This is a genomic window from Sulfurimonas sp. HSL-1656 (genome assembly GCF_039645585.1).
Classification (GTDB): domain Bacteria; phylum Campylobacterota; class Campylobacteria; order Campylobacterales; family Sulfurimonadaceae; genus Thiomicrolovo; species Thiomicrolovo subterrani.
Map to the genome: position 1 here is coordinate 432239 of NZ_CP147915.1, position 14267 is coordinate 446505.

A 14267-nucleotide genomic window follows, 5' to 3' on the forward strand; every position below is an offset into this window, starting at 1 on the left:
CATTATAGGATGCGTATCAAGAAGGTCGGGTAAAATACGCAAAAAGATTCAAAGAAAAAGAATGCATAAAGTTGAACTACTCTCCCCGGCGGGCAACCTGGAGAAACTCAAGATCGCTATCGACTTCGGGGCCGACGCCGTCTACGGCGGGGTCAGCCACTTCTCGCTGCGGATCCGTTCGGGCAAAGAATTTACGATGGAGAGCTTCAAAGAGGGGATCGACTATGCCCATCAAAGGGGCAAAAAGGTCTACGCGACCATCAACGGCTTCCCCTTCAACTCCCAGCTGAACCTGCTGGAGAAGCACATCCTTGCGATGGCGGAGCTGGAACCCGACGCCTTTATCGTGGCGACCCCGGGCGTCCTGCAGCTGGCGCACAAACTCGCGCCGCAGATCCCGCTGCACCTCTCGACCCAGGCCAACGTCATGAACGTGCTCGACGCGAAGGTCTACTACGAGATGGGGGCGCGCCGCATCATTGCCGCCCGGGAGATCTCGCTCAGGGATCTCAAGCAGATCAAAACGGAGCTGCCGGACCTTGAACTCGAGGTCTTCGTCCACGGCTCGATGTGTTTCGCCTACAGCGGCCGCTGCCTTATCTCGACCGTGCAGAGCGGCCGTGTCCCCAACCGCGGCAGCTGCGCCAACGACTGCCGCTTTCCCTATGAGCTCTACGCGGCGAACCCGGAGACGGGGACGCTGTTCCGGCTGGAGGAGGACCCGGGCATCGGGACCTATATCATGAACTCGAAGGATCTCAACCTCGCCTCGCACATCAAGGAGATCATCGATGCCGGGGCGGTCGACTCGCTCAAGATCGAGGGGCGGACGAAGGCAAGCTACTATGCCGCCATCACCGCCAAGGCGTACCGCATGGCCATTGATGACTACTATGCTGGCCTGGAACCGAGCGAACGCTACCAGGAGGAGCTGAACACGATGCAGAACCGCGGTTTTACCGACGCCTACCTCGTCAACCGCCCCTTCGAGAAACACGACACCCAGAGCCTCGATTTCACGATGCAGATGGGGACCCACCAGGTGAGCGGCATGGTCACCGAAGACGGCGAACATTTCCTCTGCAAGTACACGACCCGTCCCGGGGACGAGGCGGAGATCGTTGCGCCTTCCGACGCCGTTCTCTCCCCCTATACGAACGAGTACGGTTCGATCTACGAGCGCGACGGCCGCTGGTATGTCCGTTTTGACAAGCTCGTCGCGGAAAACGGCCGGGAGTGGGAAGCGGTGCACAGCGGCAACGTCAACCCCATTGCCCTGCCGGGCAGACTGCCCCAATACTGCTTCCTGCGTATCCCCGCCGACGGGATCGACCAGTCGCCGCCCGTATAGCGGCGCCGCTAACGCCCGCCGTGAATTCGCTATAATTCCGCATCCAAAATACAAGGGCATGAAATGAAATTCGTTTCTATCATTATCGGATCCAAGAGTGACTATGACGTCATGAAGTCGTGCGCGGATACGCTGGAAACTTTCGGCGTGCAGTATGAGCTGATCATCTCTTCGGCGCACCGTTCGCCGGAACGTACCAAAGAGTACATCCGCGAAGCGGAAGAGAAGGGGGCCCAGGTCTTCATCGCCGCAGCGGGCATGGCGGCGCACCTTGCGGGCGTCCTGGCGTCCAAAACGGTCAAACCGATCATCGGCGTACCGATGAGTGCCTCGGCGCTGAGCGGCATCGACGCGCTCCTCTCTACCGTCCAGATGCCGGCAGGCATGCCGGTCGCGACCGTGGCCATCGGCAAAGCGGGTGCGATCAACTCGGCCTATCTCGCGATGCAGATCATGGCCCTTGAGAACGAGGACCTGCGCATCAAGCTCCAGGAAGACCGTGTCGCCAAGGCGAAAAAAGTCGAGATGGACTCCCTCGAGATCGAGACGAAGCTGTAAATGAAAATCGAAAATGCCTGCGTTGAGTGTATCATCGGTCAAAGTCTGCGCGTAGCGGACGCGATCGGTGCCGACGCGGCACTTCGCAAGAAGATCAACGATGACGTTTTGGCAATGTCGAAGGATTTCGATTTTGCCAAGTCGCCGCCGGAAGTCGCCCGGGAAGTCTACGAGCACCTGGCCGTGCTCGCCGGGAAAAAAGACCTCTACGATGAGGTCAAGCGCCACTCCTCCGAAAAAGCGAAAACCTTCATTCCGTTCCTGCGCGGACAGATCGCCAAGGCCGAAGATCCCTTCCTGACGGCGGTCAAAGTCGCCGTCGCGGGGAACGTCATCGACCTGGCCGCGGAGGTGAGCTTCGACCTCGATACGGAAATCGACAAGCTCTTCCATACCCACTTTGCCCACGACGACGTGGATGCATTGCGCGAGCGCCTTGCCGGGGCGAAGACGCTGCTCTATATCGGCGATAACGCCGGCGAGCATCTTTTTGACGCCCTGGCCATCGAGGCCGTTGCCGCGCTCTACCCGCAGCTCGCGATCACCTACATGACCCGCGGCAAGCCGATCATCAACGACGTCACCTTCGACGAGGCGATGGCGGACGGGTTGGCGGAGGTCGCGACCCTCGTCGACAGCGGCGTCGACACCCCGGGCTTCGTCTACGAGCGCGCGTCGGAGGAGGCGCAGCGCCTTTTCGATGAGAGCGACGTGGTGCTCACCAAGGGGATGGGCAACTACGAATGCCTCTCCCCCTCACCGCGCGGCGACCTCGTCTACCTGCTCAAGGTCAAATGCAACGTCGTCTCGCGTTCCATCGGCGCGGAGATCGGCAGCATTATCTGCAAACTCGTCTGACCTCTTGCCCGTTTTTAGGGCCTCTGCGTCCGATTATGGTATGGTTTCATTATGAAAGGACTGCCATGACGGGTGAAATGATGATCAAGTATATAGTACTCTGCGACGCCGATCTGGAGATCAGCGTGACGTTGGCGGATCTGCTCCAGAACGAAGCGGTGGCACGGGCTATCAAAAATGCCTACGCCAAGGGCAAAAGGGATATCGAGGCCGTGGTCATGGAACCCGGTGCACTGACGATCAAAAATAAAAAAGCACTACAGACCGTCACCATCCCCAAAGAGAGTTTCATGGATGCACTGACCCTCGCCGAAGAGGATGCGAAAGCCAAAAAACTGCTCAAGAAGGGGTGCGACCGTATCGAGATCGTCGATATCGAAACCATCTGAGACGGGGTCGATCCCGTTTTTGTGCTATGATGGGGGAAGCATTGCGCTTCTTCGCATGCTCAACCTTCAAGATTAAGTCTCCTGACTAACTGCCCCGTATTATTCTTCTATTTAATAAAAATCATTATCATTTTATATAAAAATCCTTTTTCGGAAAGCGCTGTATGAACGTCACAAAGATTGTGCTTGAGAATATCAGGCGAATTGTCAGGGAAGACCGCCGCAACATCTTCTACCTGGTCTACTACTCCGCCATCGAAGCGGTGCTGGTTCTCTCGATCCCGCTTGCCTCCTCCTTTGTCATCAACAGTGTTCTGGCGCATGCCGCAATCTCGCTCGTGATGCTGGGCTTTGTCGTGATCGTTATGTTTGTCCTGGTGACGATGCTGCAGGTGATCAAGGAGTACATTATCGAGAACTTCCAGCAGCGGGTGTTTCTGAAAACGGGTATCCAGGTTGCCACGATGGCGGTGTCATACCGGGGAAGCGACGCCGTGCAGGAACACGGAAAGTACATGAACTACTTTTTCGACATCGCGGCCATTCAGAAGTTCTTTCCCATCCTGCTCCTGGACGGGGTCGGTCTGGCGGCCAAGATTGTCGTCAGCCTTGTCCTGCTGCTGGCGTTCGACCCGGTCCTGTTCGGCGTCGGCCTCTTTTTCTTTTCCGCCTATTTCCTGCTGCTGCTTCTGCTCGGGCGCAGCGGCATCGACCGGGCCGTGAAGCGCTCGGACGCGAAACACGGCGTCATCTACTACCTGCAGCATATCCATGAGCAGCCCGGAACGCCGAAAGAGGTGCTCGGCACCTTCGACCGCCTGCTGCTGCATTACGCCTCCGCGCGCCAGAAGCTCTTCCGGGTGACCATAAGGCAGCTGGCGCTGACCTTTTTCACCGAGGGGTTTATCTTCAGCACCTTCCTCATCGCCGGGGGCTACCTGGTCATCAACGGCTCGCTGCCGCTCGGGGAGTTCATCGCGGCCGAGATCGTCGTCGTCTCCATCACCTCGGCGCTCAAGGGCGTTGTCAAGCAGATCGACTACATCTACGATACGGTCGAGGGGTTCTACAAAGTGCATAAACTCTCCGCAAAGCTTCAGGAGAACGGTCATGACTGATCTGCAGTTCCGTTCGCTCGACAGCACCGAAATGAACCCGGTGGTGCGCCGCATCTGGCTCTTTACCATCATCATCGTCCTTATTCTCGTCGCCTTCCTCTTTCTGCCGTGGCAGCAGACCGTCAAGGGGAAAGGCACCCTGATCGCCTATGATCCGAGCGAACGGGTCCAGCCGGTCTCCGCGACGATAGACGGTTTCATCGAAGCGTTCCACGTTGAGGAGAACCAGCGCGTGGCAGAGGGGGAGCGGCTCTTTACGATGGTCGACCTGGATACGGAGTACGCGGCGCGGGTCAAGGAGATGGAACGGCGCCTGCGCGAACAGCTGGAGAATACCCGGCGGGAGATCGAAGCCGTGCAGGCCAACCGCGACAACGCGCGCAAACAGCGCAGCGTCGGTATCGCGCTCTTTGAGCAGCGGCGCATTCAGGCCGAAGAGAAGCTCTCCAGCCTGAAGCTCAAACGGGTCGCCCTGCAAAAAAGCGCCGAGACGGAGGCGGCGAATTACGAGCGGATCAAGCGCCTCTACGAAGAGGCGATCGAATCGCGCCGCAATTACGAACGCGCGGATGCGGCGTGGACCCGGGCGCAAACGGAGCTCGAAAAGCTCGATGTCGATCTTCGCGTGCAGGCGCGGAGCCTGGAGATCATCGCGCAGGAGAAGGTGCAGTTCGTCCACGAAGCCGACAACCGCATCCGCCGGCTGGAAAATGACGTGCTCGCCGCACAGAGCCGTTCCAGCGGGCTGGAGCGGGAGCTGCAGCGCCAGTTGACGGAGATCGCGCGTTACGCCTCATCGGAGGTGCGCGCGGAAAAAGCGGGGGAGGTGATCCGGGTCCTGACCAACGACAAGAACAAGTTTGTCCGCCGGGGGGACGCCGTCTTGCAGTTTGCGCCGGAGGTGACCGAACGCACCGTGCTGCTGAAGGTATCGGACTTCAACATGCCGCTGATCCGCGAAGGGCTGAAAGTGCGCATGATGTTCTACGGCTGGCCCGCACTGCAGATTTCCGGCTGGCCGCAGATCCGCTTCGGCACCTTCGGGGGCGTCATCAAAAAGGTGGACCCGGTTTCGTACGAGAAGGGCTTCTACTACGCCTACGTCGTCGAGGACCCCGAGGAGCCGTGGCCTTCGGAGACGATCCTTCGCCGGGGCACGCAGGCGACCGTTTGGGTGGCGCTCGACACGGTGCCGGTCTGGTACCAGCTGTGGCGCCTGATGAACGCCTTCCCGCCGAAGATGGTGATCCCGCAGGAGGAGGGGGCATGAGACTACAACATGCCGTCCCCCTGCTGATGGCCCTTCTGCTGCCGGGAAGCGTCGGGGCGAAGGAGCTGCTGACCCCTGCCGTCATCGAAACCTATCTGAATGAAAAGAACCCTTACATCTATACGGCCGTCGGGCAGCAGTACGTGTCCCAGGCCCGTGCGGAGGCCGCGGAGGGGGCGTTTGATACCCGTGTTGGCGTCAAGTACGACAACAAGCGGTACCCGGCGAGCGAAGGGGAACTGGCGGACGTTTACGTTGAAAAAGCGACCGAGAGCGGCGTCGAATTCCTGGCGGGTTACCGCAGGGCGGAAGGGGTCCAGGAGTACAACAACATCAAGACCGGTGACGACGGCGAAGTGCGCCTGGGGGTGAAAGTACCGGTGTTCGCGGTCGCAAAGGGGATGAACGAGCGCCGCTACCAGCTGGAATCGGCCGCGATCGACGCTGCCCGTTCTACCTACGATGCGAAGGAGAACCTCAGACATCTCCGTTTCGACGTCTATGCCGCCTATTACACGCTGCTCTACCGCCGGTCGGTCGCGTCGCTGGAGTCCGTGCTGCTGGAGAAGGCACGCGAGCGCGAAGGGTTTGTCCGCAGCAAGGTCGGCGTCGGCGAGCTGCCGGAGATCGCACTGCTCGAGGTACAGCGGCAGATCCTCAACCGGGAACAGCGCCGGCTTGAAGCGTTGAATGGTTACAGGGTGGCCCTGGGGAGCCTTGCGCGTTTTCTCGGCCTCCCTCCCGATGCGCTCGAGGCACGCTATACGCTGCCCATCCTGCCCGAAGAGAAGGCGGAAGAGCTCCGTTTCGAGAAGGCGCTGCAAACGGCCTGGGACCAGCGCCCCGACCTCAGAAGCCTGCAGTACGATAAGCGCCGGTTCGGCCTGCAGGAGGAGTACAACGACCTTTCGAAGTATCCGAGTCTGAATGTGGCGCTGTACGGCGTGCACGATTTTGTCTACGATAACGGCGTCAAAGTGTCGCTGGAGATGAGTTTCCCGGTCGAACGTCGTACTTATGCCGGCCGCAAGAAAGCGATCGAAAAAGGGGAGAGGGCCGTGGACGAGGCACTGCAGCGCAAGCGGATCGAGATCGAAACAGCCCTTTCAAACCGTTTTACGACGCGGCGCATGCTCCGTGAGAACCTGAAAAGTGCTGCCGAGGAAGTGTCGATGGCGGAAAAACTGGAAGCGGCCGAGGTGAAAAAGTACCGCCTGGGTGCCGGCGACCTGGTTATGATCAACCAGCGCGAACTCACGACCCTGGAAGTCCGGCAGAAGGAGCTCACCTACCGGCTTAGGCTGCTGCTGCAGGCGCTGGAGATCGAGCGGGAGCTGGGGAGTGATTCGCTGTTGGCGGCGATGCCGGTTTCAGGCGAGAATATGACAGTACGGACGGAAGGAGCGGGGCAATGAAAAAATATATCCTCTTTGACAATGACGGGGTGCTCGTCGAGACGGAGGCGTGGTACTTCCGGGCCAACGTCGAAATCCTCAAAACGATGGGCATCACCCTGGAAGAGGCGCGTTACCGCGAGATCATGATCAACGGCCAGAGCGCTTTTCTGCTGGCGGAGGAGGCGGGGTACGACTCCGAAACGGTCGAAGCGGCCCGCAGCAGACGCAACGAGCTCTACCAGCACTACCTGCAGACCGAGGAGATCGCCATCCCAGGGGTTCATGAGGTCCTGGAGACCCTCAAGGAGCGTTACCGGATGGGAATAGTCACCTCGGCGCGTCGGGAGGATTTTGAACTGATCCATGCCGGCAGAGGGATCACGGACCCCATGGAGTTTGTGCTCTGCAGCGGTGAATATGCCCGCGCGAAACCCCACCCCGATCCCTATCTGAAAGGGCTGGAACTGTTCGGCGGGGAGAAGCATGAGGCGGTCATCGTCGAGGATTCGCAGCGGGGACTGCGTTCGGCGGTGAGCGCGGGGATTGAGTGCGTCATCGTTGATAACGTCTTTACGGCGCAGCACGACTTCTCAGACGCGACCCACCGTATTGACAGCATCGAGGGCCTGCTCGCCCTGCTGGAGTGACTACCTTGCCGCTTTTCGGCGTTTGTACTCTCTGCTTGTGGCATCGACCCTTTCAAGGATCGAAGCGGGAACAGGCGGGGTCATCGGTGAAACGAGCCGGATGGCGACCCAGCCGGCTATAAAGCCCGGCAGCAGCTCGTAGAGCTCAAACAGACCCCCCTCAAGCTGTTTCCAGACGATGACCGTGAGAGCACCTGTCACCATCCCGGCGATTGCACCCCCTTTGGTGATGTCACGGCGGTAGAGGGAGAGAATGATCAGCGGTCCGAAGGCCGCACCGAAGCCGGCCCAGGCGTAGGCAACGAGGGAAAGGACGCTGGAGTTTTTGTCCGTCGAGAGGTACCAGGCGATCAGTGCGATTATTATGACCGTGGCCCGGCCGATCCAGACCAGCTCTCTGTTCGTCGCGTTTTTGCGCAGGACGGCGTGGTAGATGTCGCGTGTCAGGACCGACGAGGAGACCAGCAGCTGTGAATCGATCGTACTCATGATGGCGGCGAGGATGGCGGCGAGAAGGAAGCCGGCGATCCAGGGGTTGAAGAGCAGCTGCGAGAGGGTGATGAAGATCTTTTCGGGATCGGTGAGGTCTGTTCCCGACGAGACGACATAGGCGAGGCCGAAGAAACCGACGGCCAGCGAGCCGAGAATGGAGAGGCCCATCCACCCCATGCCGATCGCCTTGGCGTGGTGCATCTCGTCCTCGCTGCGGATCGACATGAAGCGTACGAGGATGTGGGGCTGCCCGAAATAGCCCAGCCCCCAGGCCATCAGGGAGAGGATCCCGATGACGCCGGTGCCGTGGACGATGTCGAGGTGGGACGGGTCGATCGACTCGATCAGCTCCAGGGCGGCGGAGAGGCCGCCCAGGTGGGTGATGACGACGGCGGGCGTGACGATGAGGGCGAGCATCATCAAGATCCCCTGGATGAAGTCGGTCCAGCTGACGGCGTTGTAGCCGCCGAGGAAGGTGTAGGAGACGATGATGAAACTGCCGACGGCGAGCGCGACGGCGTAGTCGAGGTGGAAGGTTGCTTCAAAGAGCTTTGCCCCGCCGACGAGGCCCGAGGAGGTGTAGAGGGTATAGAAGAGCAGGATCACGAGGGCCGTGATGACGCGCAGATGGCCCTTGGCATCGCCGAAACGGTTGGCGAAGTAGTCGGGAATCGTGATCGCATCGTCAAGGCGGTGGGTCATGATGCGCAGCGGCCGGGCGACGTAGTGCCAGTTCAGGTAGGCACCGATGAGCAGACCGACGGCGATCCAGCTGCCGGCGATCCCGTCGCTGTACATCATGCCCGGGAGCCCGAGCAGGAGCCAGCCGCTCATATCCGAGGCCCCCGCGCTCAGCGCCGTGACGCCGGGACCGAGACCCCGCCCGCCGAGAACATAGTCGCCGAGGTCCTCGGTTTTAAAGTAGAAATAGAGGCCGATGGCCACCATCACAAGCATGTAAAGGCCGAACGAGATCAGTACGGGTGTCTGCATTTATACCTCCTCATCCGGGTGCAGGCCGGCAATGCCGAGGTTGCCGTAGCGGTGATAGCTGTTGGAGATGCTCTGTTCGATGAAGTAGTGCATCAGTTCGATCCGTCCGTGGGCGACGAAGGGCTCCCTGGCGATGTAGACGGCCCGGTCGGTCACGGCGTTGAAGAGGGCCGGGGAGACGTTCTCGGGGCGGAGGAAGCGGACCCGTTCGTAATGGGGGATCCGGTCGATCAATACCGCCTCGCTGTCGCGGGTGATGGTGTCGTGCTCCCCGAGCAGGCTCGCCTGCTTCGATTCGAGCCAGAGGAACTCCGCCTGCTTAGAGTGTTCGGGCAGGGAGATGTGCAGCCGTGCACCGACCATCCTGACGGCCATGATCGTGGCAAGCGACTCCTCGAGGCTGTCCCCCTCTTCGAGGCGCAGCAGGACGCTCGCGACCGGCAGGTAGCGGATGACATTGGACTCGCCGCGGATATGGGCGTAGTCATGGGGTTTCATAAACTCGGTCTCATACCAGTGTGCGAAGTGGCAGAGGTGGCGCAGGCCCCTTTCGCACTCGTCGTGAAAGACCGTGTCGCGCTGGAGCATCACCCGCATCCGGTCGGTGAAGGGGGTGGAACAGGACTCGTAGAGGTTGGTCTCACGGTAGGTGATCTGCATGAACTGGCTGACGTAGTTGAAGCCGCCCGCTTTCCTGCCACTGCCGATGGCTGATTTGCGCATGCCGCCGAAGGGCTGGCGCAGCACTATGGCCCCCGTCGTGCCGCGGTTGATATAGAGGTTCCCCGCGAGCAGCGCCGTTTTCCACTGCTCCTGTTCGCGGCGGTCGAGGGACTCCAGTCCGGAGGTGAGGCCGTAGCCGGTGGCGTTGACGATCGCGATGGCCTCTTCGAGGTCTTCGGCGCGCATGACGCTGAGCACCGGGCCGAAAAGCTCGTTCATATGGCAAAAATCCCCCGGCGCGGTCCCCCAGCGGATGGAAGGCTTCAGCATATAGGGGTTGCCTTGGTCGGCGTAGTCCGGTGCAAGCAGCCACTCCTCGCCCTCGTCCAGGGTCTCGATGGCATGTTCAAGTTTGCCCGCCGGACGGTCGACAAGGGTGCCGACGCGGTTGCTGAAATCCCAGACGGAGCCGGTCTGCATTGACTCCGCCGCCTCTTTGAGCTGCCGTTTGTACTCCGCGTCGTCGTAGAGCTCTTTTTCCAGCACGAGCAGCGAGGTCGCCGAGCACTTCTGCCCGGAGTTGTGAAAGGCCGAGGCCATGACGTGGCCGATCGCCTGGTCCCTGTCCGCCATCGCCGTGACGATGGTAGCGTCCTTGCCCCCCGTTTCCGCACTCAGGTGGATGCCGGGACGGGCCTTGATGATGCGGTATGCCGTCTCTTCGCCGCCGGTGAAGATGGTAAAGTCGATCGCCTCGCTGGGGATCATATGTTTCCCGACCTCCGAACCGCGTCCCGGGATGAACTGCAGGGTGTTCATACTGACCCCCGCCTCCCAGAAGCATTGGCAGAGGCGGTAGGCGGTGAGGATGGAGGCTTCGGCGGGTTTCAGGATCACCGTGTTGCCCGCCGCGAGGGCTGCGGCGATCCCCCCGGTCGGGATGGCGACGGGAAAGTTCCAGGGGCTGATAACGAGACCGACCCCTTTGCCCCTGGCCTCGACACCCGTCAGTCCGTCCAGCTTGGTGACGCTGTAGGGGTAGAAGTTGACGAAATCGATCGCTTCGCTCACTTCGACGTCGGTCTCGGTAAAGACTTTACCGACTTCGGCGGCTGCTACGCCGATGAGGTCGCCCCGGGCGAGCCGGATCTTGTGGGCGACCTCCATCATGATCTTCTGGCGCGCGTGCGGTGTCAGTGCCCGCCAGCCGTCGGGGTCGGCCTTGGCCGTAGCGATGGCACTTTTCATATCTTCCGGGGTCGCTTCGACATAGGCGCCCGCACGTTTGCCTTCATAGTACTGGGACTTGTCTATGACCGTGACCGTTTCGTCGCGCTGCACGACCTTTCCGCCGACGACGGGGTAGGCGCTGAAGCCGCCGCGCTCGCCGATATGCTGCCACTTGTCGCGGATCGCCTCCGCCCAGGCGCGGTTGGCGGGAAGGATAAAGTCCGTATCGGGTTCGTTCTCGAAATGGTAGACGGCGGGATCGATGTCGCTTTTTTCGATCGGACGGGTGCGGTCCTGGGTGCGGTTGGGGGCTTCGGAGAGCGAGGGGATGAGGGCGACGGCATCGTCGAAGGTCTTGACGAGCAGCTCCCACTCCGGGGTATCCACCCGCAGGCCGAAACTGTGGCGCAGGAAGTTCTGTTCGGCGGTATTCTCATCGAAGCGCCGCACCAGGTAGGCGATGGCGTTTGTAAAGGTCTCTTTGGTCGCCGTCGGGGCGTAGAGGATGACACTGCGCCCCTCGGCTTTGAGAAGTCGGTAGGCCGCTTCGCTCATCCCCTCGAGCATCTCGGCAGTGACGTATGGCTCCACACCGCGCGCTTTGGCGAGCAGCATGGCCAGTGCATGGTCGAAGAGGTTGTGCGAGGCAACGCCGGTGTGCACGTAGGGGGCGACGGCGGGGTCGAGCAGGTAATCCATCGCCTTTTTGTAGTTGGCGTCCGATTCCGCCTTGTGCGCATAGGTGACGTTGGGCCAGCCGCGCAAGGAGGCCTCGGTCAGTTCCATCTCCTGGTTGGCCCCCTTGACGATGCGGATCTTGATCGGCGCGCCTCCGGCATCGACGCGGACTTTGGCCCAGTCGGCCAGTTCCCGGATGTAGGTGAGGGCGTCGGGGAGGTAGGCCTGGACGACGATGCCGGCGTGCAGCTGCGCGAACTCCTCCCGGGAGAGGACCTTTTTGAAGGCGTCGATGGTGATACGGACGTCGCGGTACTCCTCCATATCGAGGTTGACGAACTTGGGCTGTGCCTTTCCCTCACTGTCGCGGCAGGGGTTGGCGACGGCCGCCCGGTAGACCCGCTCCAGCCGGGAGGAGACATGCGCGACGTTGTTGTCGTGGGCCAGGGGAAGGATCTGCGAGAACATGTTGGAGATCTTGAGCGAGAGGTAGTCGATATCGGGGTTCTCGAGCAGCGCGATATATTTTTCGACCCGGCGTTCCGCCTCGGCCTCGCTGTGGACGACCTCGCCGATGACGTTGATGTTGACCCGGGTCCCCTCTGCGCGGCGCGCTTTCATGTGCTTGGAAAGGACAGGATCTTCGCCCTGGATGACAATGCTGCTGATGTCGTTGCGCAGGTAGTTGATGAACATGGGGACCGAGAGGGAGCTGACGTAGATGCCGACGTCGCGGAAGAGCCAGATAAGGATCTGCTCGAAGTGGCTGAAGAAATCCGTACTTTTGTATTTTTCGAAGATGTATTCGAGCTGGTCGGCGACCCGGTCGGGGTCTTTGGAACGGAAGCTCTGGTCGAGCAGCTCGATGAGAAAGATCTTGTTGATGGGGTTTTTCAGCATGCGCTGCATCATCGTATGCAGTCTCTGCTCCTCCTTCCCGATATGGTGCGAGATCTCCTCCTGCCAACGGCGTGCAACGGTTTTGGTCTCTTCGAACAGTTCGGGAGGTATGGGCATAGGAAGCTCCTTCATGCTGGTGTGGATTGGTCCCGCATGGATGAAAGGGCGGGGGGCAAAACAGTACCCTGGCACTGTGTGGGTACGCTCTGGCGGCTGACAGGCCCTACGATAACATATTAGGTTTAGTGCAAGCTAAAATTTTCCGGAAGCCGGAGTTGGAATGGGGTTGAGAATAGCGAAAACGTGTTTGAATTTTCTGCGGGTTTGTTCTGGAAATAATGTAAAGGAAATGTTGTTTCGTGGTGGCCTGTCGCGGAATCGAACCACGGACACAGGGATTTTCAATCCCTTGCTCTACCGACTGAGCTAACAGGCCATTCGTTAAGGAGGCCGAAATTATAGCAATGGCATATTGAAGCCTAGCTTAAATTGGCGACGGCTTCTTTAAAAGTGTTTCCGCGTACGGCGTAGGAGGGAAACTGGTCCAGGCTGGCGCAGGCCGGGGAGAGCAGGGCAACACTTTCCAGGGTATGCACATCGGCGATCCGTTTGACGGCTTCGGTCAGGACCCCGCAGCTCTCAAAGGGGATGCCGAAACGTTCGGAGAGGGCATCAAGCTTCGCCTGGTTGCTGCCGATGGTGTAGAGGGTGACGTCGACGTCGGCGAGGGCTTCGAAGAGCGGCATCATGTCGACCCCCTTGTCATCCCCGCCGACGATGAGGTGGATGGGGCGGTCGGCGTAGCGGCGGACGGCGGCCAGGGCCGCATCGATGTTGGTGGCCTTGGTGTCGTTGACCCAGAGGCGCTTCTGTGCATCGCTGAACTCCTCCTGGCGGTGCGGGTCGAGGACGAAGGCGTTCATCTTCTCATAATCGATGCGGTCGAAGAGGAGCCGGTCGACAGCCATGGCCAGAAGGGCGTCGAGGAGGAAGGGGCCTTTGAAGCGGATACGTTCCGTGTCGAAACCGAAAAAGGCGGCGAGATCCTGGGCATCGTCGTAGGGGATGACGAAGGCGTCCGTCGGCATATCGGCATAGGCGCGCGGCAGCAGGACGGTCTCGCCCTCGCGCATCTGTGCCAGGGGTTTCAGTTTGTCGTCGATGTAGGCCTGTTCGCTGCCGTGCCAGCTCACGTGGTCCGGGGTGATCGGCAGCACGACGTAGAGGTCCGGTTTCGCCTCATGGGTATAGTGCAGGGTAAACGAGCTCGTCTCCAGGACCCAAAGCGGTGCCTTGGTATTCAGCGCGGCCAGCGGGGTGCCGATGTTGCCGCCGGAAAGCGCTCCCTTGTCGGCGAGCAGGTGGGTGAGCATCTGCGTGGTGGTCGTTTTGCCGTTGGTGCCGGTGATCCAGACGGTAAAAGGTTTCGCTTCCGGCGTAAAAGGGGGACGCGACAGCGGCGAGAGGAAGAGGTCGTACTCGCTGACGAGATGGGCCGCTTTTTGGATCAGCGGATGCTCGGGCGGGATCCCGGGTGATGGGATCTCAAGGTCGGAGTAGCGCGGGTCGAACTCCGCCGTGGGACGCACCCGGTTGCCGTCGTCGTCGGTAAAAGGTTTGTGGACGTTGTCGTCATAGAAGGTAAAGGGACCGAAGGCCTTGGCAATGGCGCGGGTCGTGATGCCGTAGCCGAAAAGGGAGGTGCGTTTGTGCTGCATCGGGG

At 60.4% G+C, this 14267-nt stretch carries 11 protein-coding genes and 1 tRNA gene; 8 read left to right on the plus strand and 4 right to left on the minus strand.

Annotated features, from left to right (window positions below; all coding sequences use genetic code 11):
• Positions 1-61: 61 nt before the first annotated feature.
• The 8 genes from WCX49_RS02205 (at position 62) to WCX49_RS02240 (ending at position 7588) form a co-directional block, all read left to right on the plus strand.
• Positions 62-1351, plus strand: coding sequence for a peptidase U32 family protein (locus WCX49_RS02205; RefSeq protein WP_345985946.1), 1290 nt, complete (start codon positions 62-64; stop codon positions 1349-1351).
• 63 nt (positions 1352-1414) lie between these two features.
• Positions 1415-1909, plus strand: coding sequence for a 5-(carboxyamino)imidazole ribonucleotide mutase (gene purE, locus WCX49_RS02210; RefSeq protein WP_345985947.1), 495 nt, complete (start codon positions 1415-1417; stop codon positions 1907-1909).
• The gene (locus WCX49_RS02215) at positions 1910-2767 is read left to right on the plus strand and encodes an ARMT1-like domain-containing protein (protein WP_345985948.1); all 858 of its coding nucleotides are present in this window, start codon (positions 1910-1912) and stop codon (positions 2765-2767) included. It begins immediately after the preceding gene.
• 65 nt (positions 2768-2832) lie between these two features.
• The gene (locus WCX49_RS02220) at positions 2833-3156 is read left to right on the plus strand and encodes a hypothetical protein (protein ID WP_345985949.1); all 324 of its coding nucleotides are present in this window, start codon (positions 2833-2835) and stop codon (positions 3154-3156) included.
• 164 nt (positions 3157-3320) lie between these two features.
• Entirely contained in the window at positions 3321-4274 is a 954-nt protein-coding gene (locus WCX49_RS02225; RefSeq protein ID WP_345985950.1) for an ABC transporter ATP-binding protein, read from the plus strand.
• Complete coding sequence (locus WCX49_RS02230; RefSeq protein ID WP_345985951.1) at positions 4267-5544, plus strand: hypothetical protein; 1278 nt, start codon at positions 4267-4269, stop codon at positions 5542-5544. Before WCX49_RS02225 ends, WCX49_RS02230 begins: the two co-directional genes overlap by 8 nt.
• Positions 5541-6959, plus strand: coding sequence for a TolC family protein (locus tag WCX49_RS02235; protein ID WP_345985952.1), 1419 nt, complete (start codon positions 5541-5543; stop codon positions 6957-6959). The genes WCX49_RS02230 and WCX49_RS02235 overlap by 4 nt, the downstream gene beginning before the upstream one ends.
• Positions 6956-7588 (plus strand): HAD family phosphatase, encoded by a 633-nt coding sequence (locus WCX49_RS02240; protein WP_345985953.1) that lies wholly within the window; start codon positions 6956-6958, stop codon positions 7586-7588. The genes WCX49_RS02235 and WCX49_RS02240 overlap by 4 nt, the downstream gene beginning before the upstream one ends.
• Here the strand turns inward: WCX49_RS02240 and putP are convergent, their stop codons facing one another.
• The 4 genes from putP to murD all read right to left on the minus strand — a co-directional run bounded on the left by putP (position 7589) and on the right by murD (position 14262).
• Positions 7589-9073 carry a sodium/proline symporter PutP gene (putP, locus tag WCX49_RS02245; protein ID WP_345985954.1) on the minus strand — a complete coding sequence of 495 codons (1485 nt, stop codon included), beginning with the start codon at positions 9071-9073 and terminating at the stop codon, positions 7589-7591.
• Complete coding sequence (locus WCX49_RS02250) at positions 9074-12661, minus strand: bifunctional proline dehydrogenase/L-glutamate gamma-semialdehyde dehydrogenase (protein WP_345985955.1); 3588 nt, start codon at positions 12659-12661, stop codon at positions 9074-9076.
• Positions 12662-12904: 243 nt separating this feature from the next.
• Positions 12905-12980: transfer RNA gene (locus tag WCX49_RS02255), tRNA-Phe, on the minus strand.
• 43 nt (positions 12981-13023) lie between these two features.
• On the minus strand, positions 13024-14262 hold the full coding sequence (murD, locus tag WCX49_RS02260; RefSeq protein ID WP_345985956.1) for a UDP-N-acetylmuramoyl-L-alanine--D-glutamate ligase: 1239 nt from the start codon (positions 14260-14262) through the stop codon (positions 13024-13026).
• Positions 14263-14267 lie beyond the last annotated feature (5 nt).

Bases quoted from the DNA above. Each gene is read 5' to 3' on its own strand.
- WCX49_RS02205 (WP_345985946.1), top strand. From the start codon at position 62: ATGCATAAAGTTGAACTACTCTCCCCGGCGGGCAACCTGGAGAAACTC.
- purE (WP_345985947.1), top strand. From the start codon at position 1,415: ATGAAATTCGTTTCTATCATTATCGGATCCAAGAGTGACTATGACGTC.
- WCX49_RS02215 (WP_345985948.1), top strand. From the start codon at position 1,910: ATGAAAATCGAAAATGCCTGCGTTGAGTGTATCATCGGTCAAAGTCTG.
- WCX49_RS02220 (WP_345985949.1), top strand. From the start codon at position 2,833: ATGACGGGTGAAATGATGATCAAGTATATAGTACTCTGCGACGCCGAT.
- WCX49_RS02225 (WP_345985950.1), top strand. From the start codon at position 3,321: ATGAACGTCACAAAGATTGTGCTTGAGAATATCAGGCGAATTGTCAGG.
- WCX49_RS02230 (WP_345985951.1), top strand. From the start codon at position 4,267: ATGACTGATCTGCAGTTCCGTTCGCTCGACAGCACCGAAATGAACCCG.
- WCX49_RS02235 (WP_345985952.1), top strand. From the start codon at position 5,541: ATGAGACTACAACATGCCGTCCCCCTGCTGATGGCCCTTCTGCTGCCG.
- WCX49_RS02240 (WP_345985953.1), top strand. From the start codon at position 6,956: ATGAAAAAATATATCCTCTTTGACAATGACGGGGTGCTCGTCGAGACG.
- putP (WP_345985954.1), bottom strand. From the start codon at position 9,073: ATGCAGACACCCGTACTGATCTCGTTCGGCCTTTACATGCTTGTGATG.
- WCX49_RS02250 (WP_345985955.1), bottom strand. From the start codon at position 12,661: ATGCCCATACCTCCCGAACTGTTCGAAGAGACCAAAACCGTTGCACGC.
- murD (WP_345985956.1), bottom strand. From the start codon at position 14,262: ATGCAGCACAAACGCACCTCCCTTTTCGGCTACGGCATCACGACCCGC.